Source organism: Acidovorax temperans (assembly GCF_006716905.1).
GTDB lineage: Bacteria > Pseudomonadota > Gammaproteobacteria > Burkholderiales > Burkholderiaceae_C > Acidovorax > Acidovorax temperans.
Window position 1 is genome coordinate 169913 of record NZ_VFPV01000004.1, and the last position, 24028, is coordinate 193940.

The window sequence follows — 24028 nt, forward strand, 5'->3', positions numbered from 1 at the left end:
AACCATGAGCCAACCACTTGTCCGAGCGGACAACCCGTATTCCATTTTTCGCCTGCCCGAGGCACTGACCTGCTGGCCTGCCGTCTCTGTGATGGCGGCCTCTTTCCTGGTCGCCGCCCTGGTGTTTGCGCTGGGCGGGGCCCTGGCCCGCGTGTGGATGGGGTTCACGGTGCTGCTGGCACTGGTGGCCATCGTGGTGGGGCTGGCTGGCATCAGTGGCGCTGGCGCCTGCTTGTCAGACCTGGCGCGCAAGCGCCCCTACCGGGGTCTGGTGGGTTACTTCATCGCCGGGTTGCTGTGCCTGCCCAAGCTGCTGGGCGCCGGGCTGCTGATGATGCTGGCGGCGCTGGCCCTGTTCCTGGCCCTGGCCGTGGTGTTTTTCATCTGCAAGATCCCGGTGCTGGGCCCCTTGCTGCTGGTGGTGGTGGTGCCCGTGGCCGTGCTGGCGATGGCCGCGCTGATGCTGGCGCTGTACGTGGCCTCGTCCATCGTCGGCCCCGCGCTGTGGGATGGTGAGCGCGTGATGCACTCACTGTCGATCACATGGCACATCACCCGCAAGTACCCGTTCGCCGCCATCGGCAAGATCGTGGGCGGCATGCTGCTGTCGGCCATCTTTGCTTCGATGCTGTTCGGCCTCATCACCTCGGCCTCGTTCACAGTGGGCGGCATGTTTGCTGCCGTGGTGGGTATGGGCGGGGGCTTTGGTGGCGGCATGGGTTATGGAATGGGTGGCTTCAACCCCATGTCCATCATGATGGGCAGCGCCTCGGGCCACATGGTGGGCGCGGGTGTGGGCTTCAGCCTGGTGTTTGCGCTGGCTTCGGCTTTCGTCTTCTTGCTGCCGCTGATGGTGGGCGTGCTCACCTGGTGCGAGTTTTCTGAAAAGGTCGATCTGGACAGCATTCGCCAGGCGGCCGATGAAAAGCTGCAGGACATGAACAACAAGATGGCCGACCTGAAGGAAAAGGCCCAGGTCCAGGCCGCTGCTGCGGCAGCTGCGGCCGCAGCCGCCACGCAGAAGGCGCCTGCTGCGAGACAGGATGCAGAACAAGCCCCCGCTGCCACGCCTGCTGGGTCTGCCGCGCCCTCAACGGTGGTAGCCACCGCTTCCCCCGCACCAGCGGCGCCCCCCGCACCAGCGGCGCCCGCTGCACCGGCCTGCCCCCAGTGCCACGGCACGGTGCAAGCCGGTGACCGTTTCTGCGAACACTGCGGCCACAAGCTGGTGTAAGCCATTGCCGCCAACACCCAGCGGGGGGTGTGGCGGTCCTGTCCGGGGGCGTCTTGCCCCCGGTCACTCCACCGTGAAATGCTCCAGCGCCGAGTCGCCCGCGGGGTAGCGCAGCTGCAGTCCTTTCAGCACTTCGCGCACCAGTGTGGCGATCATCAGGTTGCGGTGTGTCTTGGAGTTGGCTGGCACGATGGTCCATGGCGCCCAAGGCGTGTGCGTGGCCGCCAGCAGCATTTCGTACGCCTTCTGGTACTCGCTCCACTGCTTGCGTGCCTCGATGTCGCTCATCGAGAACTTCCAGTGCTTGGCCGGGTCGTCCAGGCGTTCCTGCAGGCGTTCGCGTTGCTCCTCAGCGCTGATGTGCAGCATGAACTTGAGCACGATGGTGCCGGTGTGCGTGAGCATGCGCTCGAAATCGTTGATGTGACCAAAGCGCTGATGGTGTTGCTCCTTGGTGATCCAGCCGTTGACTGCGGGCACCAGCACATCCTCGTAGTGGCTGCGGTTGAATACCGTGATCTCACCCGCCTTGGGCACCTTCTGGTGAATGCGCCACAGGTAATCGTGGGCGCGCTCTTCCTCGTTGGGCGCAGTCCAGCCCACAGCGTGCACGCCCAGCGGGCTCATGCGGCCAAACACGCCCCGGATGGTGCCGTCCTTGCCCGATGTGTCGGTGCCCTGCAGGATCACCAGCAGTTTGTAGCGCTTGTCGGCGTAGAACAGGTTCTGCAGTGTGTCCAGCTCCTGGGCGATCAGTTCTGTGACTGCCTTGTCCTTGAGCTTGTCGCCCAGCGAAAAAGGCTTGGCCGACGGGTCAAAGTCCTTCAGCGACACCGTGCGGCGGTGTTTGCCGGCCTTGCGCCGCTCGGGCTGGCCATCGGGGCGCTTGTCATCGTCGTGCTGCGGCGCGTCCGGCTGCCATTGCGACCAGCGTTGGGCCACATCTTTGTTGCTGCTGTGAAACGGGTGGTTCATGCGGACTCCTTCGGGGCCCATGGTAAGCCAGATGCTCAGCCATTGCCCTGGAAAACCAATTTCTCAATGCTATTGAAAATATAGCTACAACGGCATCGCTGGTTGGCGCTAGCACCCAATAAACGCTCTCATCAAACTGTCTCGGTCTGCAGTGCCTGGTTGTCATTCATCAGCGCCACAAAGCGCCGCGCCCCCAGGCCCAAGGGCCGCTCTTTGGACCACACCACGTCCACCCACAGCGCGGCGCCGTTGCTCAGGTTCTCAAACGGCATCTCCATCAGCGTGCCTGCCGCCATGCGGGGCTGCACCAGGGCGCGCGGCTGCCAGCCCCAGCCCAGGCCTGCTTCGATTAGGCCCAGCGCGGCCAGGTGGTTGTCGGTGCGCCAGTGGTGGCGGGCAAACACAAAGCGCGGGTCGGTCTGCGCCAAGTCGCGGCTGGCCACCACGATCTGGCGCGTGGTGGTCAGGTGTTCCTCGCGCAGCATGGCCGCCTCGGGCGCTGCGCCGCGCGCCATGGCTGCGGCGCGGGCGGCCACCAGCACTGGGTGCTGCGGCGCCATCACGGCCACCAGGGTCTCGGTGCCCACCTCCTGAAAACCCTCGCGCCCGTCGATGCTGGGCCGCTCAAACACCAGCGCCAGCTGGGCGCGGCCACTGTGCAGCAGCGCCAGTGCATCGACTTGCGGGGCGGTGAGCACCTCCACCTGCAGCAGTGGATATTCATGCGCCAGCGCGGCCAGCGGCGCCGTCCAGCGCGAGGCCAGCAGCTCTGGCGCAATTGCCAGGGTCAGGCGCTCTTCCAGCCCCTGCGTCAGCGCCAGCGCCTGGGCGTTGAGCTGCTGCAACTGCCCGGCCAGCAGCCGCGCCTGGGGCTCCAGCGCCCGCGCCGCAGCGGTGGGCCGGGGCTCGCGCCCGCTGCGGTCAAACAGCTGCACGGCCAGCTCGGCCTCCAGGTGGGCGATGGTCATGCTCACCGCCGAAGGCACGCGCGACAGCGCCCGCGCAGCGGCCGAGAACGAGCCGTGGTCCAGCGCCGCGAGGAACACTTGCACGCTGTCGGAGGTGAATGCCATGGTTGATTTATCAGAATTTCTGAAAGAAGCTGATTTTATATATCAGCCTAAGGCACATAAAGTACGGCCCATGGCAACTTCCAACCCTGTTTCCAGCCTGCAAGGCATTCGACGCCGCGTGGTGTACGTCACGCTGTATGAACTCATCGCCATCGTGGTGGCCACCTTCGGGTTGGCCGCGCTCACGGGGCAAAACGCATCGCACGCGGGCGTGGCTTCGGTGGCTGCTTCGGTGATCGCTGTGCTGTGGAACATCGGGTTCAACTGGGCTTTTGAGCGCTGGGAGTCGCGCCAGGCGGTGCGGGGGCGCAGCGTCAAACGCCGCATTGCGCACGCCATTGGCTTTGAAGGCGGGCTGGTGTTCACGCTGGTGCCGCTGTTTGCCTGGTGGTTCAACGTGAGCCTGTGGCAGGCCTTTGTGATGGACCTGGCGCTCATCGTCTTCTTTCTTTGCTACACCTTTGTCTTCAACTGGGGGTTTGACCAGGTGTTTGGCTTGCCTGCTTCGGCCATGGCTGCATCTGCGCAGGCGTAAGCACTTAAAATCGCTGCTCCGCCCAAGGAGCGTTGCAGCGGCAGCCTGATTCCACCCCACGATGGTGGCCGGCTGCCGTCAGGCTTGGGCGCCCTGCCTTGGCCCCATCGCAACGACGCTCACCTGTTTTGTCCGTGTTTCTGCACAGGTGAGCCCTATGTCTGCTATCTCCGTTCCTCCCATGAAACTCTCTGGCCTGGAGCCCGTCTCCATCGGTCAGGACACCCTGTTCGTCAACGTGGGCGAGCGCACCAACGTCACCGGCTCCAAGGCGTTTGCGCGGATGATTTTGAACGGCCAGTACGAAGAGGCCCTGGCCGTGGCGCGCCAGCAGGTGGAAAACGGCGCGCAGGTCATCGACATCAACATGGACGAGGCCATGCTCGACAGCAAGGCGGCCATGGTGCGGTTCCTGCAGCTCATCGCCTCCGAGCCCGACATCGCGCGTGTGCCCATCATGGTGGACAGCTCCAAGTGGGACGTGATTGAAGCAGGCCTGCGCTGCATCCAGGGCAAGGGCATCGTCAACTCCATCAGCATGAAAGAAGGTGTGGAAGCCTTCAAGCACCAGGCCAAGCTGGTCAAGCGCTATGGCGCTGCGGCCGTGGTGATGGCGTTTGATGAGCAAGGCCAGGCCGACACCTTTGCGCGCAAGATCGAGATCTGCGAGCGCGCGTACCGCATCCTGGTGGACGAAGTGGGCTTCCCGCCCGAAGACATCATCTTCGACCCCAACATCTTCGCTGTGGCCACCGGCATTGAAGAGCACAACAACTACGCGGTCGATTTCATCGAAGCCACGCGCTGGATCAAGCAGAACCTGCCGGGCGCCAAGGTCAGCGGCGGCGTGTCCAACGTGTCGTTCAGCTTCCGCGGCAATGACCCCGTGCGCGAGGCCATCCACACCGTGTTCCTGTACCACGCCATCAAGGCCGGCATGGACATGGGCATCGTCAACGCAGGCATGGTGGGCGTGTATGACGACCTGGAGCCCGTGCTGCGCGAGCGCGTGGAAGACGTGGTGCTGAACCGCCGCCCCGACGCCGGTGAGCGCCTGGTGGAGATTGCCGAAACCGCCAAGAGCGGCGCCAAGGACGAGAGCAAGAAGCTCGAATGGCGCGGCACGCCCGAGCACCCCAAAACCGTCAACGAACGCCTGACCCACGCGCTGGTGCATGGCATCACCGACTTCATCACCGAAGACACCGAAGAGGCCTACCGCGCCATTCTGGCCAAGGGCGGCCGCCCGCTGCACGTCATCGAAGGCCCGCTCATGGACGGCATGAACGTGGTGGGTGACCTGTTTGGCGCGGGCAAGATGTTCCTGCCCCAGGTGGTGAAAAGCGCCCGCGTGATGAAGCAGGCCGTGGCCCACCTGCTGCCCTACATCGAAGAAGAAAAGCGCCAGATGGAAGCCGCTGGCGGCGACGTGAAGACCAAGGGCAAGATCGTCATCGCCACCGTCAAGGGCGACGTGCACGACATTGGCAAGAACATCGTCACCGTCGTCTTGCAGTGCAACAACTTTGAAGTGGTGAACATGGGCGTGATGGTGCCCTGCCACGAGATCCTGGCCAAGGCCAAGGAAGAGGGCGCGGACATCGTGGGCCTGTCGGGCCTCATCACCCCCAGCCTCGAAGAAATGCAGTACGTGGCGGGCGAGATGCAGAAAGACGAGCACTTCCGCACCAAGAAAATCCCGCTGCTCATTGGCGGCGCCACCTGCTCGCGCGTGCACACGGCCGTCAAGATCGCGCCGCATTACGAAGGCCCTGTCGTCTACGTGCCTGACGCCTCGCGCAGCGTGAGCGTGGCGCAAAGCCTGCTGGGCGACGGCGTAGAGAGCTACGTGGCCGAGCTGAACGCCGACTACGACAAGGTGCGTACCCAGCACGCCAACAAAAAGGCCACGCCCCTGTGGCCCCTGGCCAAGATCCGCGCCAACAAGACACCGGTGGATTGGTCAACGTATCAACCCGCTGTGCCCCGCGCCCTGGGCCGTCGCGTGTTCAAGAACTTCGACCTGGCCGAGCTGGCCAGGTACATCGACTGGGGCCCGTTCTTCCAGACCTGGGATCTGGCTGGCCCGTACCCCGCCATTCTGACTGACGAGGTGGTGGGCGTGGAAGCCACGCGCGTGTTTGCCGACGGCCAGGCCATGCTCAAGAAGATCATCGAGGGCCGTTGGCTCAGCGCCAGTGGCGTGATGGCCCTGCTGCCGGCCAATAGCGTGGGCGACGACATCGAGTTCTACACCGACGACACCCGCACCGAGGTGGCCATGACTTGGTACGGCCTGCGCCAGCAGGCCGAGAAACACACCATCGACGGTGTGACCCGCCCCAGCCGCTGCCTGTCTGACTTTGTGGCGCCCAAAGACAGCGGCATTGCCGACTATGCGGGCCTGTTTGCCGTCACCGCCGGGCTGGGTGTGGAGAAGAAGGAAAAGGCGTTCATTGACGCGCTGGACGATTACTCCGCCATCATGTTCAAGAGCCTGGCCGACCGCCTGGCCGAAGCCTTTGCCGAATGCCTGCACCACCGCGTGCGCACCGACCTGTGGGGCTACGCAGCGGGCGAGCAGTTGAGCAACGACGACATGATTGCCGAGAAGTACCGCGGTATCCGCCCCGCCCCCGGCTACCCCGCCTGCCCTGACCACAGCGCCAAGACCGACCTGTTCCGCGTGCTGAACGCTGAAGAAATCGGCATGGGCCTGACCGAAAGCCTGGCCATGACGCCCGCCGCCAGCGTGAGCGGCTTCTACATCGGCCATCCCGACGCGGTGTACTTCAATGTCGGCAAGATCGGCGAAGACCAGCTGCACGACATGGCCCAGCGCCGTGGCATGGATGAGAAGGTGCTGGAGCGGCTGCTGGCGCCGAATTTGTGATGCTATGAATTGGATAGCTGCCTGCGCTTATGGGACGGGCGCTGCAGCTATTTTTTATAGACGCTTCTTGCCAGAGGCTGGTAGATAAAACCCAAGCCACAGCTTTTGGTTTGTATTTCTGAAAAACATCTTTTGATTTGTTTTTTGGATATCAGAAAACGCACTATAGTTTGTATTTTGAAAATACAATCCAAAGTATGTTTTTTGCCGAGACTAATCTGTGCCCATGGACGACACCTTCACCGTTCGCACCACTGAACAGTTACCGCAGCTTCTAAAAGCCTTTCGCAAGAATGCGGGCTTGACCCAGGCGGATGTGGCCCTGCGCCTGGGCGTGACGCAGCAGACCGTATCTGCCCTGGAGCGCAACGCCGAGGCTGTGAGCGCCGAGCGGCTGATGCGCTTGCTGAACATCCTGGGCGTGGAGTGGGTATTGCGCACCCGCAGTGCCTCCCCAAGCGAACCATCAGCGCCGGGCGACGGCGCCCACTGGTGAGCGCCATGGCCAGCCAGCAACGCAGCCGCAAGGCGCTGGGGCTGTGGATGAACGGCCACTTTGTCGGTACCTGGAGCCTGGAAGCTGGTGGCGACGTGCTGCAGTACGACAGCCAATGGGTGCAATCGCCCCAGCGCCGTCCCCTGTCACTGTCTTTGCCCTTCACGCCGGGCAACCGCCCACACAAAGGCCACGCAGTGCGTTTCTACTTTGAGAACCTGTTGCCCGACAGCAAGGACATTCGCGAGCGGGTAGCGCGCCGCTACCAGGTAGGTGCCACAGACGCCTACACCTTGCTGCGTGAAGTGGGGCGGGACTGCGTGGGGGCGCTGCAAATCCTGCCCGCGGGCGATGAGCCGCCCACCGACCTGCGCGTGCAGGCTGAACCCATGAGCGACCACGCCGTGGCACAGCGCATCCGCACTCTGGCCCAGCCCGGGGCATTGGGCGATGCGGGCATGGCGGATGATTTCCGCATCTCGATTGCGGGGGCGCAGGAAAAGGATGCCTTGTTGTTCTGGCAAGGGCGCTGGTGCCGCCCCTTGGGCGCCACACCCACCACCCACATCTTCAAACTGCCCCTGGGGTTGATCGGCAACCTGCAACTGGACATGCAGCATTCGGTAGAAAACGAATGGCTGTGCGCACAGTTGCTGGCCGCCTATGGCTTGCCAGTGGCACCGTGCGAAATACTGCGCTTTGAAGACCTGAAAGTGCTGAGCGTGCAGCGCTTTGACCGGCGCGTATGGAACGGCAACACGCTGCTGCGCCTGCCGCAGGAAGACCTGTGCCAGGCCACCGGCACATCGCCCGTGCTGAAGTACGAGGCCGACGGTGGCCCGGGGGTAGAACGCATCATGGCCGTGCTGGATGGCTCGGCCCAGCGCGAGCGTGACCGCTTTCACTTCTTCATGGCGCAGTTGCTGTTCTGGATGCTGGGCGCAACCGACGGCCACGCCAAGAACTTCAGCCTCTTCCTGCGCCCTGGCGAAAGCTTCGAGATGACGCCCCTGTATGACGTGCTCTCCGTCTACCCGCTGCTGGGCGAGGGGCCGGGCAAGCTGTCGCCCCACAGGGCACGCCTGGCCATGGCGGTGCGTGGCAAAAATGCGCACTGGCATCTGAACAAGATCCTGCGCCGCCACTGGCAAGACGTTGGAACGCGCTATGGCATTGCATCACCCAGCGGGCTCACGGTGGATGCCCTGATCGCCAAAGTCGTTCAGCACACCCCGACTGCGGTGCACAGCGTGCAGCAAAAGCTGCCGCAAGGCTTCCCGCAGCAGGTGGCGCAGTCCATATTCGATGGCCTCATCCAGGCCGCTGAGCGCTTGGGGCGGGTGTATGGGTGATGAAAAGCGGCTCTCGGGCGTGCTTGGCGACAGGCGCATGCGCCAACTTAGCGATCACCTTGATCTCACACGGAATGCCGGGTCTGATGGAGCAGGACGCTTCCGTGTTGGTAATTGCTATTAAATTACTAGCTGCTTGCGCTTGATAGATAAGCGCTAGGAGTGAATTTGACTAAAAAGACGAAAGCCCCGCATGCGGGGCTTTCCATTTGGTGCATCTTTCAGCTTGTTAGCGTCCAGAGCGCATATCCCAGTGATTGAGTGGTTGCGATTGTAAACCAATCTGTTACAAATGCCCTTCGGAATTCACAATGAGGTGACGAATGGCGATATCAGGAGCGTATCGGTTGGCGTTGGACTTGGGATCCACGTCGTTAGGTTGGGCGATGTTTCGGTTAGGCGAAGACGGGAGCCCCACCGCCCTCATCCGCTCAGGCGTGCGCATCTTCAGCGATGGCCGCAACCCAAAAGATGGCTCCTCTTTGGCCGTGACCCGCCGCGCTGCCCGTGCCATGCGCCGCCGCCGTGACCGGCTGCTCAAGCGCAAATCCCGCATGCTGGGCCAGTTGGTGCGCCACGGGTTTTTTCCGGCGGACGAGGCTGCGCGCAAGGCGCTGGAGCGGCTCAACCCCTATCAGCTGCGGGCCAAGGGCCTGCGCGAGGCGCTGACACCCGGCGAGTTTGCCCGCGCGCTGTTCCACATCAACCAGCGCCGGGGCTTTCAAAGCAACCGCAAGACCGACCGCAAGGACAACGACAGCGGTGCGCTCAAACAAGCCATCCACCAGTTGCGCGAACGCATGACGGCCAGCGGTTGCCAGACGGTGGGCGAATGGTTTTGGCAAGTGCGCATGCAGCAGCGGCCCGAAGGGGTTGCCGGGCAGGGCGTGCGGGCACGCTACCGTGAAACGCCCTACACCACCGATGACGGCAAAAAGCGCATCGACAAAAGCTACGACCTGTACGTGGATCGCGCCATGATTGCGCAGGAGTTCGATGCGCTGTGGGCGGCACAGGCAGCGCTGCAGCCCGCGCTGTTCACAGAGGTGGCGCGGGCCGACTTGCGCGACACGCTGCTGCACCAGCGCCCGCTGCGCCCCGTGCGCCCTGGCCGCTGCACCTTGCTGCCCGATGAGGAGCGCGCACCGCTGGCCTTGCCCAGCACACAGCGCTTTCGCATCCTGCAGGAGGTGAACCACCTGCGCCTGCTGGATGGCACGCTGAGCGAGGTGCCGCTGACGTTGGCCCAGCGCGATGCGGTGGTGGCGGCGCTGGAGGCCCATAGCAAACGCAGTTTTGATCAGTTGCGCAAGCTGCTGAAACTGTCGGGGTCTGTGCGCTTCAACCTGGAGGATGCCAAGCGCACTGAACTCAAGGGCAACGCCACCAGCGCAGCCCTGGCGCGCAAAGATCTGCTGGGTGCGGCGTGGGCGGGCTTTGCGGCGGAGCTGCAGGACGAGATCGTCTGGCAGATCGTGAACGAAGAAGGTGAGGGCACGCTGATCGCCTGGCTGCAGCAGCACACGGGGGTGGACGAAGCCCGTGCTGAGGCGATTGCCAACGTGGCCCTGCCCGAAGGCTATGGCAGCCTGAGCCGCAAGGCGCTGGCGCGCATCGTGCCGGAGTTGCAGCGCGATGTGGTGACCTATGACAAGGCGGTGCAGGCCTCCGGGTTTGCGCACCACAGTGACCTGGGCTTTGACTTTGACCACGACAGCGACGAAGTGGAGCGGGTGGGCGAGCGCACCATCGCATCCACCGGCGAAATCAAGCCCGTGTATGCCTTCAAAGAGTTGCCCTACTACGGCCGCGCACTGCAGCGCCATGTGGCCTTTGCCAAAGACAAGCCGCGCAACGACGAAGAGCGCTACGGCAAGATTGCCAACCCCACGGTGCACATCGGCCTGAACCAGGTGCGCGTGGTGGTCAACGCCTTGATCCGCCGCTATGGCCGCCCGGCAGAGGTTGTGGTGGAGCTGGCGCGGGACTTGAAGCAAAGCCGCGAGCAAAAGCAGGAGGCGCAAAAGAAGCAGGCCGACAACCAGCGCCGCAATGCCCGCATCCGCGAACGCGTTGCCGAGACCCTGGGCATCAGCACCGAGCGCGTGCGCGCCAGCGACATCCAGAAATGGATCTTGTGGGAAGAGCTGAGCTTTGACGTGGCCGACCGACGCTGCCCCTACAGCGGTGTGCAGATCAGCGCCGCCATGCTGTTGAGCGAACAGGTGGAGATCGAGCACATCCTGCCGTTCTCGCAGACGCTGGACGACAGCCTGAACAACCGCACCGTGGCCATGCGCCAGGCCAACCGCATCAAGCGCAACCGCACGCCGTGGGCCGCGCGGGCTGACTTTGAAGCGCAGGACTGGAGCTATGAAGGCATCTTGCAGCGCGCCGAGCGCATGCCCCTGCGCAAGCGCTACCGCTTTGCGCACGATGGGTACGAGCGCTGGCTGGGAGAGGACAAGGACTTCCTGGCCCGTGCGTTGAACGACACGCGCTACCTGTCGCGCGTGGCGGCAGAATACCTGCGGCTGGTGTGCCCCGGCAGCGCCACCCGGGTGATCCCGGGGCAGATGACAGCCATGCTGCGCGCCAAGTTTGGCCTGAATGATGTGCTGGGGCTGAATGGCGAAAAAAACCGCAACGACCACCGTCACCACGCTGTGGATGCCTGCGTGATCGGCGTGACAGACCAGGGCTTGCTACAGCGCTTTGCCCAAGCCAACGCCCAGGCCCGCGAAGGTGGCTTGACCCGTCTGGTGGAGAGCATGCCCCTGCCGTGGGACACCTACCGCGACCACGTGGAACGCGCCGTGCGTCACATCTGGGTGAGCCATAAACCCGACCATGGCTTTGAGGGCGCGATGATGGAGGAAACCTCTTACGGCATCCGCAAAGACGGCAGCATCAAGCAGCGCCGCAAGGCCGATGGCAGCGCAGGGCGTGAGATCACCAATCTCATCCGCATTGCAGAGCCTGCACAGCCGACGCGCCACGGTGTGGATGCTGCAGGGCGGCCATTGCCTTACAAGGGCTATGTGGGGGGGAGCAACTACTGCATTGAAATCACCCGCAATGCACAGGGCAAGTGGGAGGGCGAGGTGATTTCCACCTTCAAGGCCTACGGCATCGTGCGGGCCGGGGGTTGGGTGCAACTGCGCAATCCCACGCAGGGGCAGAACGGACAGCCGCTGGTCATGCGGCTGGTGATTGGCGACAGTGTGCGGCTGGAGGTGGAGGGGCGAGAGCAGACGATGCGTGTAGTAAACATCAATGGCAATAACGGGCAGATGTTCATGGCCCCGGTCCACGAGGCCAATGTCGATGCTCGAAATCGAGACAAGCAAGACGCCTTTGCCTACACATCCAAGTACGCAGGCTCCATGCAAAAGGCCAAGGCAAGGCAGGTCACCATCTCTGCCATGGGTGAGCTGCGCGACCCAGGCTTTCAGGGCTGACCCCCATGGTAGGCCGCATCGTCGAAATCGCAGACGACCGGCGGCACCTGTTTGTGCACCGCGGCTTCATGGTGGTGAAAGACACCGAAGGCGAGCGCAAAGAGCTAGGGCAGGTGCCGCTGGATGACATTGCCGCCGTCATTGCCAACGCCCACGGCCTGACCTACACCAACAACCTGCTGGTGGCACTGGCAGAGCGGGGCGCGCCCTTTGTGCTGTGTGGAGCCAACCACAACGCCATCGGCATGCTGCTGACTTTGGACGGCCACCATGTGCAGGCCAAGCGCATCGAGGCCCAGTGGGCGGCTGCGCTGCCCTTGCACAAGCGCCTGTGGGCAGCCGTCGTCAAATGCAAGCTGGAGCAGCAGGCCGCAGCGCTGGAGGCCGCAGGCGCACCCACGGCACCGCTGCAGGCGCTGGTAGGCAAGGTCAAAAGCGGCGACCCCGAGAACATCGAAGGCCAGGGGGCGCGGCGTTACTGGGGTTTGTTGTTTGGCGCAGAGTTTCGGCGCGATCAGGACGGGGACGGTATCAACGCACTGCTGAACTACGGCTACACCATCCTGCGCTCGGCCACGGCGCGTGCCGTGGTCGCTGCGGGCCTGCATCCCAGCATTGGCCTGCACCACAGCAACGATGCCAATGCCATGCGCCTGGTGGATGACCTGATGGAGCCGTTTCGCCCGATGGTGGATTTGAAGGTGTGGCAGCTGCATCAGGCTGCCGAGTCGCATGTCACCCCGGACACCAAGCGCGCTTTGGTGCGCGTGCTGTACGACGACATGCCCACGGCTGCAGGCGTTACACCGGTGATGGTGTGCATGCAACGCCTGGCCACTTCACTGGCCCAGGTGTACTTGGGCGAACGCACCAAGCTGGACCTGCCCTTGCCCGGCTTGCCTCTCTCGCTGGCGGGCACTTTTGAGGCGGACTGAACTCCACCAACGCCAGCCCATTGCTACACCATGCTGTCTGGATACCGACTTATGTGGATGGTGGTCATGTTCGATTTACCCGTGATGGAGAAGGCGGAGCGCAAAGCTGCCACGCAGTTTCGCAATGGCCTGCTGGATCTGGGTTTTGAAATGAGCCAGTTCAGCGTGTACATGCGCTTTTGCACCAGCCAGGCGCAGGTAGACACCCTGTGCCGTGCCGTAGAACGCGCCTTGCCACAGGGCGGCAAAGTGAATATCTTCCAATTCACCGACAAACAGTACGAACGCGCCATCACCTACCACGGGCGCAGCAAACAGCCGGCACAAAAAGCACCGGATCAATTCGACCTCTTCTAGCTACCAAAAGGAGGCCCCCCGGCTCTGCCGGGGAGGCAGTAGAAGTTTGACTTTTCAGGAGGTTGTCCACCGTAGAGACTTTCAATCGTGAGCCGCCAAGCAAACGAAAGGAAGAAACACGATGGACAAGTATGAAAGTTTGAGTCCCACGGCCTGGGATTGCAAATATCACGTGGTCTTCATCCCCAAGTGTCGAAGGCGAACGCTGTACAAGCAGCTACGCGAACACCTGGGTGAGGTATTCAGAAAGTTGGCCGCGCAAAAGGAATGCAGGGTTGAAGAGGGGCATCTGATGCCCGATCACGTGCACATGATGCTGTCGATCCCACCGAAGTACTCGGTGTCGCAGGTGGTGGGCTTTATCAAAGGCAAGAGCGCAATCCACCTTGCGCGGGTGTACGGAGAGCGAAAGCGCAACTTCGTGGGTCAGCACTTCTGGGCGCGAGGGTACTTCGTCTCGACGGTGGGACGCGACGAAGCGGTGATACGGGAGTACATCCGAAACCAGGAGAAGGAAGACGAGAGGTTGGACCAACTCGGTCTATGGAGGTGAGTAGCCACCGATAGGTGGCCCCAAGAATGAGGGGCCGCGTTAGCGACCCCTTACAGCCGCTTTGAGCGGCTCACATCCCGAATGCCCCCGGCTTTGCCGGGGGATGGTTACCAAATGGCGCGGTTTTATAGTCCTCTGAAAGCGAAAACTTCTTTTGTTATCAAGAGGTTATCGCGATCAGAGTCTAGATCACTGGGATATGCGCACTGGCCGGAACACCGTTAAAGGCTCAACCTGCGAGGTCGTTAGTCTAGATCACTGGGATATGCGCACTGGCCGGAACAGGAACTCATTGAAGTTGATGAACTCGAGTAGTCTAGATCACTGGGATATGCGCACTGGCCGGAACTGATTGAAGTCAACACCGCCAGGTGAGTTCAGTCTAGATCACTGGGATATGCGCACTGGCCGGAACCTGTCTGTTGCGGACTTCACAAACCTTTCTAGTCTAGATCACTGGGATATGCGCACTGGCCGGAACCGCTGTAAAGCAAGCCTGACTGACGGATAGAGTCTAGATCACTGGGATATGCGCACTGGCCGGAACGTTCAGGTGGCGATACCAAACAAGCTGATCAGTCTAGATCACTGGGATATGCGCACTGGCCGGAACTCAGCCATTCCCAAGCACCTCAGCCAGCTTAGTCTAGATCACTGGGATATGCGCACTGGCCGGAACTGGTTGCGCCCTACGTGATCGCCACGAATAGTCTAGATCACTGGGATATGCGCACTGGCCGGAACCAGGCTTTGGCAAGACCGCTGCACAGATGGAGTCTAGATCACTGGGATATGCGCACTGGCCGGAACGCTGCGCTTGGCTGATGGCGTCATCCAGGAGTCTAGATCACTGGGATATGCGCACTGGCCGGAACTGGATGTCAGAGTTGAAGGCGTCGAGGCGAAGTCTAGATCACTGGGATATGCGCACTGGCCGGAACTACTGCGCCAAGGAGCTGGGCGTGTCGCACAGTCTAGATCACTGGGATATGCGCACTGGCCTAGCAGAATGGCGTGGCATATGAGCTATTGTTTTTCAGCCCTACGGCAACCGCGCCACCACCTTGATCTCGAACTGGAACCCATACAGCCAGCTCACCCCCATGCCCGTCAGCGTGGGGTAGGGCGCCTCGCCCCAGAACTCGGGCACCACGCTCCACACGGTCTCGAAGTTCGCCTCGGGGTTGACCACGAACATCGTCACGTCCACCACGTCATCAAACGTGCAGCCCGCTGCCTGAAGCACCTCGTTGAGGTTGCTGAATGCCAGGCGCACCTGCGCGGCCAGGTCGGGCTCGGGCGAGCCGTCTTCGCGGCTGCCCACCTGGCCCGAGACAAACAGAAAGCCGTTGGAGCGCACGGCGGGCGAATAGCGGTTGCGCTCGTACAGCGCCTGGCGGCCTGCGGGGAAGACAACATCACGGGCGGGCATGGAAGGTTCTTTCAGGGAAGAGTGGTTGGTGATCCAGGCACTGTAGAAGTGCGCGCTGTTCCGATAAACAGGCTAATCTGCGCAGCACTGTTCTTCATTGCCAAACAATGGGCCGCGCTGTGCCCCCATCGCCATGGACCGTTTTGATGCCCTTCAGGCCTTTGCCCGCGTGGTGGAATCGGGCAGCTTCACCAAAGCCGCCCACACCCTGCGCATGAGCCGCACCACCGTGACCCTGCTGGTGCAGCAGCTCGAAGCCCGCCTGCGCGTGAAGCTGCTGCACCGCACCACGCGCAGCGTGCAGCTCACGGCCGATGGGGCCGCGTATTACCCGCGGGTGGTGCGCCTGCTGGCGGACCTTGAGGATGCGGACGCGAGCCTCTCCAGCGCCGTGGCTGCGCCCCGGGGGCGGCTGCGGGTGGATGTGCCCAGCCCGCTGGCCAGCCTGGTCCTCATCCCGGCGCTGCCGGCCTTTCATGCGCAGTACCCCGACATCCAGCTCCACCTGGGCGTGAGCGACCGCGTGGTGGACATCGTGAGCGACCAGGTGGACTGCGTGGTGCGCGGCGGCACGGTGACCAACCCTTCACTCATCGCGCGCCATGTGGGCGACCTGGCTTTGCGCGTGTATGCCGCGCCCAGCTACCTGCAACGTTGCGGGGTGCCGCAACACCCCGCAGAGCTGGAAGAGCCGCACCAGCACACCGTGGGCTTTGTGTGGGCCCGCACCGGCAAGCCCCTGCCCTTTGCCATGCGCCGGGGCCACGAGCAGGTGCAGGCACAGGGCCGCTATGTGTGCGCGGTGGACGATGGCAATGCCTACCTGGCCGCAGGCCTGGCGGGCCTGGGTGTGCTGTGGTTGCCCGACTACATGGCGAAGCCGCATGTGGCCGCGGGCACCTTGGTGCCGCTGTTTGCTGACTGGCAGATGGACCCCATGCCCTTGCACGTCGCCTACGCACCGCACCGCCACGTCAGCGCCAAGCTGCGCGTCTTCATCGATTGGGTGGCGGCATTGATGGCGGAACACGCGCCGCTGTAAGCCCAACTTGCTATTAAATAAATAGCTGTAGGCGCTTGTTAGGTAAGCGTCTGAGTCGGTTCTGGTGCAGAGTTGCTTGCCTGCCGGTGAGGGAGCGCGGCTTTGCGGCGCCTCCTCCTACACCGGCCCAACGGCGTGCGGGGGTATGGTGAAACGCCTTCCAAAGCCTGCCCATGCTGACCCCCAGAGTCGTCCTCGTAGAAGACAACACCACCATTCGCGAAACGCTGGTTCCTGCGCTGCAGGAGCTTGCCGGGGCGCGCGTGGTGGCAATGGCCGATGGCGCCCAGGAGGCCCTGGCAACCCTGCGCCAGGTGCCGTGGGATGTGCTGGTGCTGGACATGTTCTTGCGCGAGGGCACAGGCCTGGAGGTGCTGGCCCAGTTGCCCGGCGAACTGGCGGGCCGCAAGGTGTATGTGCTGACGAACTACGCCACTGCAGATTTGCGCGAGGCCTGCGTGCGCCTGGGGGCGGATGCGGTGTTCGACAAATCCACCGAGCTGGACGAGTTCTTCGCGGCCTTTCTGGCGTGATGCTGTGGGGTTGGTCTGGTCAACCGCAGGCGGCTTTGCGTGGGGGCACAGGGCGCTGGCCGCCTTCGCATTCGCTCACGTAGTTCTCCAAGGCCAGCAGGGCCCGCCCGTCGGGGGTCGGGCCGTGCACGGCCACCACTTGCTCGCCCGATGCGGTGGTGTAGCACTCGCCACGCACCAGTCCGCGTTGTGCCAGCGCGTGGAAGAGGTCAATATCTTGGGGGTCTTGCAAGACCATGGGGTGTGCGGAGCTTGCGATGGCCCGCAGCAGCTTGGTTTCCATGGTGAACTTTCATTGGCCGCTGGTGCGCGGCGAAACTGAAATCCAAAGCGTGTTGCCAAGGCGCTCAAGAAGCGAGAGTCCACTCTACGCGCATCGTGTGGAAATGAATGTGTGAAAACGTATCTTGATTGTTAACTTCGAGGATGCGCCGGGCCCTGGCCCCGGTGCCACGGGGTGTGCGGCAGGGGCCTTTGCCAATTCACCAGCGCAGCAGTAGTGGCATGCCCGCCCAGGTTTACAGCGCGGCGTAGACCAAAGTGGGGAACAGCTCGCACAGCATTTCCAGCTGCCCCGGCGCCTGCGTGAGCAGGATGGCGAACAGGTCTTGCGCCGGATCGACGAAGAAGAACGTGCCGCCCATGCCGCTCCAGCTGTAGTGCCCCGCACTGCCGGGCCGCGTGGCGCCGCCCGTGGCCAGGCGCACCGCTACACCCAGTCCAAAACCGCAGCCTGCGGGCAGGATGGTGCCCGCGCGCGGCAGGGTGCCGAGGTGGTCGGCCGTCATGAAATCCACCGTGGCGCTGCTGGCCAGGCGCACGCTGCCGGTGGGTGTGTGCACCGTGCCGCGCCCCAGCATCAGTTGCAGGAAGCGGGCGTAGTCGGCAGCGGTGGAGACCAGGCCCCCGCCAGCAGATTCAAACACTGGGGGCTCGGCCACGTCGATCAGGGTGACGCCAGCGCCGGTGAGCGGGTCGCGGGCAAAGGGCTCGGCCAGCCGGTGGCGGCTGGAGGCGGGCACGCTGAAGCCGGTGTCCTGCATGCCCAGCGGCTCAAAAACGCGCCGCTGCAGCACCTGGCCCAGCGGGGCGCCTTCAATCACTTCAATGATGGCGCCCAGCACATCGGTGGCGCGGCTGTATTCCCAGCAGGTGCCGGGCGGGTGCAGCAGGGGCAGGGGGGCGAGTGCGGCCGCCAGTTGCTGGTTGCTGTGCCTGCGCGAGCCCACGCGGGCGTTGCGGTACTGGTCGGCAATGGGGCCGGTGTCCCAGGCGTAGCTCAGGCCTGCCGTGTGGCGCAGCAGGTCGTGCATGGTGGCTTCGCGGGCGGCGGGCGCCAGGGTGCCGGTGGCAGCGTCGTACACCTGCTGCCCTTTGAAGGCGGGAAGGTAACGGGACACGGGGTGCGCCAGCAGCAGGCGCCCTTCCTCCATCAGCATCAGCGCCACCAGCGAGGCGATGGGCTTGGTCATGGAGTAGATGCGAAACACCGTGTCTGGCGCCACGGCGGGAACGGCGAGCCCTGGCTGGGCTAGGTTTGCGGGGCGCTGCAGGCCCACGGCTTCGTGCAGCACCGTGCGGCCCCGGTGCTGCACCAGCGCCACGGCACCAGGCAACACCCCTTGGGTGACCAGATCAAGCAACACTGTGCGCACGCGCGCCAGGGCGAAAGGGTTCATGGGCAAGGCTCCCTCGGGCTGGAAAATGCCCCATTTTGCCGATGTGGCGGTGCGGCACAAGGCTGCGCCCAGGTTGCCCCTGGCTTTGTGGGTTTGATGCCAAAACGGGCTCTAGCGCCCATTCAGCAAGCGCAGCCAGCTATTGTTTTGATAGTGCTTCTGAGGGGCTTGCTGGCGCGGCCGGAGGGGGCGCCATCTCCAGCTGCATCATGATCATGTTGACCAGCGTCTGCACCGTGGGTCGACCGGTTTCGATCACGTAGGTGGCTGCCTCGCGGTACAGCGCATCGCGCTGGGCATACAGCTCGCGCAGCTTTTGCAGGGGGTTGTTCACCTGCAGCAGGGGGCGGGTGCGGTCGTGCTTCACGCGCTTGAAGATCTCTTCGGGCGATGCCCGCAGATACAGCACATTGCCAAAGTCGCGCAGCACCTGGCGGTTTTCCGGGCGCAGCACGGCGCCGCCGCCGGTGGACAGCACCATGCCGCCGGGCCGCGCCGTCACCTTTGCCAGCACCTGGGCCTCGATGTCGCGAAAACGCGCTTCGCCTTCGGCTTCAAAAAACTGGCGGATGCTGGTCTTCAGCACCTGTTCCAGCTGGTGGTCCAGGTCAATGAACGGCACCCCAAGCCGCTGGGCCAGGTGCCTGCCCACGGTGGATTTGCCCGAGCCGGGCATGCCGACCAGTGCACAGCGAATCTGCATAAATCTCCTGTCTTGCCCCAACGGAACCAGGGTCCAAGTTTACGGCCCCGGGTGGGGTGGCGGGCCCAGCGCAGCGGGCTGTGAAAGCCGCCGCATGGACTGGCGCCGCCCAAACAGGTGCTTACAAGCTTTACGGAACAGCCGCTGCACAAGCCGCAGAGCCTGTGTACCTTTAGGCCATCGGGGTACCGCCATCCATCGGGCGCCTTACAGCAAAGGAAAACCATGCAGAAAAACACTGTTCTCACCGTACCCGCAACCCCTGTGGCAATGCCCGGCGCTGCCGCCGCTGCTGCCGGCTTCGCTTCTCCCAAGTGGATGTGGGTGGCCATTGGCAGCCTGGGCGCTTGCGTGGTGGCCTTGGCCACCGTGCTGGTGGTAGAGCGCCGCAGCGCGCCGCCCACCGAAGCCGCCATGGCGCAGACCACGCCCGCAGCTCTGGCTGCGCCTGCCGTGGCGTCGTCGCTGCAGGCTGCACCTGTGGGCACGGCCCCTCTGGCAAGCGCCGCCCCGCAGCGTGGCGCAGCACCAGCCCCCGCCTGGCCGCAAACGCCCGCCGCCCGTGGTGATGTGGCCCGCCAGCCCGCAGGCACACCCGTGGCGCAGCGCGCGGCCAGCATTTGCAGCACCTGTGGCCGTGTGGAATCGGTCCAGGCCATCGAGCAGGCAGCGCCGGCCACCGGCGTGGGTGCCGTGGCCGGTGGCGTGCTGGGTGCCGTGGTGGGCAACCAGATCGGCAAGGGCAACGGGCGCACCGCTGCCACGGTGCTGGGCGCGGTGGGTGGCGGCTATGCCGGCCACGAGATCGAAAAACGCACCCGCACCCAGACCACCTACCAGGTGCGCGTGCGCCTGGAAGACGGCAGCAGCCGCGTCTTCACCCGCTCGCAACCGCCTGCCGTGGGCACCCCGGTGGTGCTGCAAGGCAAGGGCTTCCGCGTGGCCGACGAGGGCACCCTGCCGCAGGCGCAGCAGCCCCAGCCAGCGCCCCAGTACCAGACGGTTTCGCAGCCCGGCTACGTGGCCATGCAGCAGTGAGTGCGCTGGCGCGGGGTTAGAAACCGGCTGCCGCCTTGCGCAGATGTATGAAAAAAGGGAGCCCGTGGGCCAATGCCGCTCAGTTAAGTCTGAGCGGCATTTTTTTGACGGGATACTGGGTCTTGGTCATACGAACCTCACGCGGATACCGCCTGTGGGATCTGCGAGGCGGCAGCACGAAGCGGCGGATGTTCTTTCTCATGGCCGCAAGCTTGGCCGGGATGGCCCCAGGGGTGTGTGATCCTGAACTCCACAGCCACTCATCCACGATGTAGCGCAGCGCCGTGATGAAGCTGATGCGACAGGGCTGCACTTTGGCCTCGTCTGCGATGCGCGTGATCTCCAAGCGGATCAGGTTGTACATCAACAAGGTTGCCCACAGCTCTTGCTTGACCCCATCGGGTTGCTGGCTGCGCAACGTCATCGCCTGGCCCAGCATGTCCGTCTTCATCTCTCCATAGGCCAGCTCAATCTCCCAGCGTTCGTGGTACAGCGCGAACACCTCCTCGGCCTTGTAGCGTGCCGGATCCATCAGGGACGTGAACAAGGTTCTGGGTTTGCCATCGAGTTCACGGGTGATGGCGCGCACCTCCCACGTGAGCGGCAAGCCGGGGTCTTTCTTGCGAGCTTGGGGCGAGACCTTCATGCGCAAGCTCACATCGCCAGGGCCATGCGTTTGCACCACCTCGCCCCTGAGTCCGGCACGCGCAGGGATCAGCCAGTGACGTCCCTGGCGGTGTTGCAGCGGCCACAGCAGACTTGCCGAGTAAAACCCTTTGTCCACAATCACCAGCGAGTCAGGCGGCAACTTCGGCCACAAGCGTTCAGCCAATGCGTACTCACTGGTGTCGTAGGCATCCAGGCTGGCATCTACCAATAAACGAGCTCTGGCATCGAGCAAGCAGGCCATGCGCACCAGGGGGAAGGGACTTTGGTGGTCTGCGTGGTTGCGCTGGCAACCAAAGTGCTGGCGGTTGTCTTGTGTGTCGGGGGTACGCCAGACCACGCCATCCAATGCGTACAGCGCCAAGCCTTGCCAGCGGTGGCGAGCGGCCTGCTGGTGCGCCCAATGGGCAGCAGTGTGGCGAAACAGCCATTGCAGGGGCTCACTGCCCAGCCGTTGGCGCGCCTGGCTCAGCGCGCTGGAGCTGATGGGTTCATTGTGCTGCCCAGGCAGTGCCAGCTCCAGTACCTCGGCCACGTTCACGATGGAGCGGTCTCTAAGCAAGGCCACACCCAATACCAGCCAAAGTGCCTGCTCCATGGGCAGTCGCCGCTTGCGCAGCGTGGCTACACCCGTCATCTGCAAGGCCTGTTCAATCCACTGCTGGGGTATGTTGCTTTGAACGACACCCCATTGTTCGGGGCTCGCAAACTCATGGGTATCGTTCAGGTACTCTTGCAGCAGCATTGGCTATCGCTTGACCTCTATGGCCAAAGCTCAATTGATCAAGCCTGCACTGTACAAACAACAAAGACCCCGAAGGGCCTTTGCTTAACTTACTGGCATTGGCCCGTGGGCTCCCTTTGTGTCGGGCAGCGTTGCCGCCGCTTATTTCTCGACGAAGGCGCGCTCCACCACGAAGTCGCCGGGCGTGCTGGTGTTGCCTTCTTCAAAGTCGCGCTTTTCCAGCATGACCTTCAGATCAGCCAGCATGGCGGGGCTGCCGCACAGCATCACGCGGTCGGTCAGCGGGTCGAGCGGGGGCAGGCCGATGTTGGCGGGGAAGGTGCCGTTTGCGATCAGGTCGGTGATGCGGCCCTGGTTGCGGAAGGGCTCGCGCGTCACGGTGGGGTAGTAGATCAGCTTGTCCTTGACGATTTCGCCCAGGAACTCGTGGTTGGGCAGCTCTTTCTCGAACAGGTCCTGATAGGCCAGCTCGTTCACTTCGCGCACGCCATGCACCACGATCACTTTTTCAAAGCGTTCATAGGTTTCGGGGTCGCGCACGATGGACAGCCAGGGCGCCAGACCGGTGCCGGTGCCGATCAGGTACAGGTTCTTGCCGGGCAGCAGGTAGTCGATGAGCAGCGTGCCCGTGGGCTTCTTGCCGACGATGATGGTGTCACCCACCTGGATGTTTTGCAGGCGCGAGGTCAGTGGGCCGTCGGGCACCTTGATCGACAGGAACTCCAGGTGTTCTTCCCAGTTGGGGCTGGCGATGGAGTACGCGCGCAGCAGCGGCTTGCCGTCCACCTTCAGGCCGATCATGGTGAAATGGCCGTTGGAAAAGCGCAGCGCGGGATCGCGCGTGGTGGTGAAGCTGAAAAGGCGGTCAGTCCAGTGGTGAACGGTCAGGACGCGTTCTTCGAGAAAGGCACTCATGGTTTCTTGCAAAGATGAGAATCGGGGGAGCCACCGCCAGACGCTGGCGGACAAAGGAGCTTGGCTGGCGCGTGTACAGGAGGCCGCAACGCCTTTGGCTAGCAGGTAAACCCGTTTATTGTCAGGCAAACGGGTGCGCAGGTACATTGTCGGCCCTCAAGCCTTTGATTCAAACGAAAGAAAAGTCATGCCCTTATGCACCGCTTTGCTCAGAACCTGGGCACCCCTGTTGGGCCTGAGCCTGCTGGCTGGCCCGGCGCTGGCCCAGGGCACCTACAAGATCGGTGAAATCAACAGCTACAAGGCCCAGCCCGCATTTCTGGAGCCCTACAAGAAGGGCATGGAGCTGGCCGTGGAGCAGGTCAATGCCAGCGGCGGCATTGCCGGGCGCAAGCTGCAGCTCATCGTGCGCGACGACAATGCCAACCCCGGCGACGCCGTGCGCGCGGCGGAGGAGCTGCTGGCGCGCGAGAAGGTCGATGTGCTGATGGGCAGCTTTCTCTCGCACGTGGGCCTGGCGCTGACGGACTTTGCGCGCCAGAAAAAGGTGTTCTTCCTGGCCGCCGAGCCGCTGACCGACAAGATCGTGTGGGAGAGCGGCAACCGCTACACCTTCCGCCTGCGCGCCTCCACCTACATGCAGGTGGCCATGCTGGTGCCCGAGGCCGCCGCGCTCAAGAAGAAGCGCTGGGCCATCGTCTACCCCAACTACGAATACGGCCAGTCGGCCGTGGCCACGTTCAAGAAGCTGCTCAAGCAGGCCCAGCCCGATGTGGAGTTTGTGGCCGAGCAGGCCGCGCCCCTGGGCAAGGTGGACGCCGGCAGCGTGGTGCAGGCCCTGGCCGATGCCAAGCCCGACGCCATCTTCAACGTGCTGTTCGCGGCCGACCTGGCGCGCTTTGTGCGCGAGGGCAACACGCGCGGCCTGTTCCAGGGCCGCGAGGTGGTGAGCCTGCTCACCGGCGAGCCCGAGTACCTGGACCCGCTCAAGAACGAAGCCCCCACCGGTTGGACCGTGACCGGCTACCCCTGGTACGGCATCACCACGCCCGAGCACCAGGCGTTTTTGAAGGCCTATCAGGACAAGTACAAAGACCACCCGCGGTTGGGTTCCGTGGTGGGTTACACGGCGATCCAGTCGCTGGCGGCAGGCATGCGCAAGGCGGGCGGGGCCGATACCGAGAAGCTCATCACCGCCTTCCGGGGGCTGGAGCTGACCTCGCCCTTCGGCCCCATCCGCTACCGCGCGGAAGACCACCAGTCCACCATGGGCGCCTTTGTGGGCAAGACGCGCAATGAAGGCGGCAAAGGCGTGATGGTCAACTTCCGCTATGCCGATGGCGCCAAGTTCCAGCCCAGCGCCGAAGAGGTCAAGAAGCTGCGCGCAGCGGACTGATACGGCGCAGCTCAA

General features: G+C 63.5%; 21 protein-coding genes, 1 CRISPR repeat array and 1 riboswitch. Of the genes, 13 read left to right on the forward strand and 8 right to left on the reverse strand.

Annotated features, from left to right (window positions below; all coding sequences use genetic code 11):
• Positions 1-4: 4 nt before the first annotated feature.
• Positions 5-1234 (forward strand): zinc ribbon domain-containing protein, encoded by a 1230-nt coding sequence (locus BDD18_RS19300; protein ID WP_142085279.1) that lies wholly within the window; start codon positions 5-7, stop codon positions 1232-1234.
• Positions 1235-1297: 63 nt separating this feature from the next.
• On the opposite strand, the gene BDD18_RS19305 is transcribed toward BDD18_RS19300, so the two are convergent.
• Both BDD18_RS19305 and BDD18_RS19310 read right to left on the reverse strand, forming a co-directional pair.
• A complete protein-coding gene (locus BDD18_RS19305; RefSeq protein WP_142085281.1) occupies positions 1298-2209 on the reverse strand; it encodes a PPK2 family polyphosphate kinase in 912 nt (303 codons plus the stop codon).
• Between the two features lie 131 nt (positions 2210-2340).
• Positions 2341-3282: a LysR family transcriptional regulator gene (locus tag BDD18_RS19310; RefSeq protein ID WP_142085284.1), complete on the reverse strand. Its 942-nt coding sequence runs from the start codon at positions 3280-3282 to the stop codon at positions 2341-2343.
• A 97-nt stretch (positions 3283-3379) separates the two neighbouring features.
• On the opposite strand from BDD18_RS19310, the gene BDD18_RS19315 reads away from it, so the two are divergent.
• The 8 genes from BDD18_RS19315 to tnpA all read left to right on the forward strand — a co-directional run bounded on the left by BDD18_RS19315 (position 3380) and on the right by tnpA (position 13864).
• The gene (locus BDD18_RS19315) at positions 3380-3817 is read left to right on the forward strand and encodes a PACE efflux transporter (protein WP_142085684.1); all 438 of its coding nucleotides are present in this window, start codon (positions 3380-3382) and stop codon (positions 3815-3817) included.
• Positions 3818-3835: 18 nt separating this feature from the next.
• Positions 3836-3945, forward strand: a riboswitch (S-adenosyl-L-homocysteine riboswitch).
• Between the two features lie 20 nt (positions 3946-3965).
• A complete protein-coding gene (metH, locus tag BDD18_RS19320; RefSeq protein WP_276491142.1) occupies positions 3966-6710 on the forward strand; it encodes a methionine synthase in 2745 nt (914 codons plus the stop codon).
• Positions 6711-6936: 226 nt separating this feature from the next.
• Positions 6937-7206, forward strand: a complete 270-nt coding sequence (locus BDD18_RS19325; RefSeq protein ID WP_066698200.1) for a helix-turn-helix transcriptional regulator — start codon at positions 6937-6939, stop codon at positions 7204-7206.
• A 5-nt stretch (positions 7207-7211) separates the two neighbouring features.
• Positions 7212-8558, forward strand: coding sequence for a type II toxin-antitoxin system HipA family toxin (locus BDD18_RS19330; protein WP_244939161.1), 1347 nt, complete (start codon positions 7212-7214; stop codon positions 8556-8558).
• A 323-nt stretch (positions 8559-8881) separates the two neighbouring features.
• A complete protein-coding gene (gene cas9, locus BDD18_RS19335) occupies positions 8882-12019 on the forward strand; it encodes a type II CRISPR RNA-guided endonuclease Cas9 (RefSeq protein WP_142085288.1) in 3138 nt (1045 codons plus the stop codon).
• A 5-nt stretch (positions 12020-12024) separates the two neighbouring features.
• Positions 12025-12954 carry a type II CRISPR-associated endonuclease Cas1 gene (gene cas1 / locus BDD18_RS19340; RefSeq protein WP_142085290.1) on the forward strand — a complete coding sequence of 310 codons (930 nt, stop codon included), beginning with the start codon at positions 12025-12027 and terminating at the stop codon, positions 12952-12954.
• 30 nt (positions 12955-12984) lie between these two features.
• Complete coding sequence (gene cas2 / locus BDD18_RS19345) at positions 12985-13311, forward strand: CRISPR-associated endonuclease Cas2 (RefSeq protein ID WP_211360840.1); 327 nt, start codon at positions 12985-12987, stop codon at positions 13309-13311.
• A gap of 121 nt (positions 13312-13432) precedes the next feature.
• The gene (gene tnpA, locus BDD18_RS19350) at positions 13433-13864 is read left to right on the forward strand and encodes an IS200/IS605 family transposase (protein WP_142083381.1); all 432 of its coding nucleotides are present in this window, start codon (positions 13433-13435) and stop codon (positions 13862-13864) included.
• 181 nt (positions 13865-14045) lie between these two features.
• A CRISPR array of direct repeats spans positions 14046-14871; the repeat unit is 36 nt; unit sequence AGTCTAGATCACTGGGATATGCGCACTGGCCGGAAC.
• 35 nt (positions 14872-14906) lie between these two features.
• Here tnpA and BDD18_RS19355 read toward each other — a convergent pair.
• Positions 14907-15296, reverse strand: a complete 390-nt coding sequence (locus tag BDD18_RS19355) for a RidA family protein (RefSeq protein ID WP_142085292.1) — start codon at positions 15294-15296, stop codon at positions 14907-14909.
• 133 nt (positions 15297-15429) lie between these two features.
• Here BDD18_RS19355 and BDD18_RS19360 point away from each other — a divergent pair, with 133 nt between their 5' ends.
• Together BDD18_RS19360 and BDD18_RS19365 are read left to right on the forward strand one after the other, a co-directional pair.
• Positions 15430-16338, forward strand: a complete 909-nt coding sequence (locus BDD18_RS19360; protein ID WP_142085294.1) for a LysR family transcriptional regulator — start codon at positions 15430-15432, stop codon at positions 16336-16338.
• 173 nt (positions 16339-16511) lie between these two features.
• Positions 16512-16871 carry a response regulator gene (locus BDD18_RS19365; RefSeq protein ID WP_142085296.1) on the forward strand — a complete coding sequence of 120 codons (360 nt, stop codon included), beginning with the start codon at positions 16512-16514 and terminating at the stop codon, positions 16869-16871.
• Positions 16872-16890: 19 nt separating this feature from the next.
• On the opposite strand, the gene BDD18_RS19370 is transcribed toward BDD18_RS19365, so the two are convergent.
• From BDD18_RS19370 to BDD18_RS19380, 3 genes are all read right to left on the reverse strand, one after another.
• Positions 16891-17154 (reverse strand): hypothetical protein, encoded by a 264-nt coding sequence (locus tag BDD18_RS19370; RefSeq protein WP_142085298.1) that lies wholly within the window; start codon positions 17152-17154, stop codon positions 16891-16893.
• 235 nt (positions 17155-17389) lie between these two features.
• Positions 17390-18550, reverse strand: a complete 1161-nt coding sequence (locus BDD18_RS19375) for a serine hydrolase domain-containing protein (protein ID WP_142085300.1) — start codon at positions 18548-18550, stop codon at positions 17390-17392.
• Positions 18551-18689: 139 nt separating this feature from the next.
• Positions 18690-19253: a shikimate kinase gene (locus BDD18_RS19380; RefSeq protein ID WP_142085302.1), complete on the reverse strand. Its 564-nt coding sequence runs from the start codon at positions 19251-19253 to the stop codon at positions 18690-18692.
• Positions 19254-19478: 225 nt separating this feature from the next.
• Here BDD18_RS19380 and BDD18_RS19385 point away from each other — a divergent pair, with 225 nt between their 5' ends.
• Positions 19479-20291 carry an outer membrane lipoprotein gene (locus tag BDD18_RS19385; RefSeq protein ID WP_244939163.1) on the forward strand — a complete coding sequence of 271 codons (813 nt, stop codon included), beginning with the start codon at positions 19479-19481 and terminating at the stop codon, positions 20289-20291.
• A gap of 79 nt (positions 20292-20370) precedes the next feature.
• On the opposite strand, the gene BDD18_RS19390 is transcribed toward BDD18_RS19385, so the two are convergent.
• Both BDD18_RS19390 and BDD18_RS19395 read right to left on the reverse strand, forming a co-directional pair.
• The gene (locus BDD18_RS19390; RefSeq protein WP_125958944.1) at positions 20371-21702 is read right to left on the reverse strand and encodes an IS4 family transposase; all 1332 of its coding nucleotides are present in this window, start codon (positions 21700-21702) and stop codon (positions 20371-20373) included.
• A 141-nt stretch (positions 21703-21843) separates the two neighbouring features.
• Positions 21844-22617 (reverse strand): ferredoxin--NADP reductase, encoded by a 774-nt coding sequence (locus BDD18_RS19395; protein ID WP_142085304.1) that lies wholly within the window; start codon positions 22615-22617, stop codon positions 21844-21846.
• A 187-nt stretch (positions 22618-22804) separates the two neighbouring features.
• On the opposite strand from BDD18_RS19395, the gene BDD18_RS19400 reads away from it, so the two are divergent.
• A complete protein-coding gene (locus tag BDD18_RS19400; RefSeq protein WP_142085306.1) occupies positions 22805-24013 on the forward strand; it encodes an ABC transporter substrate-binding protein in 1209 nt (402 codons plus the stop codon).
• Positions 24014-24028 lie beyond the last annotated feature (15 nt).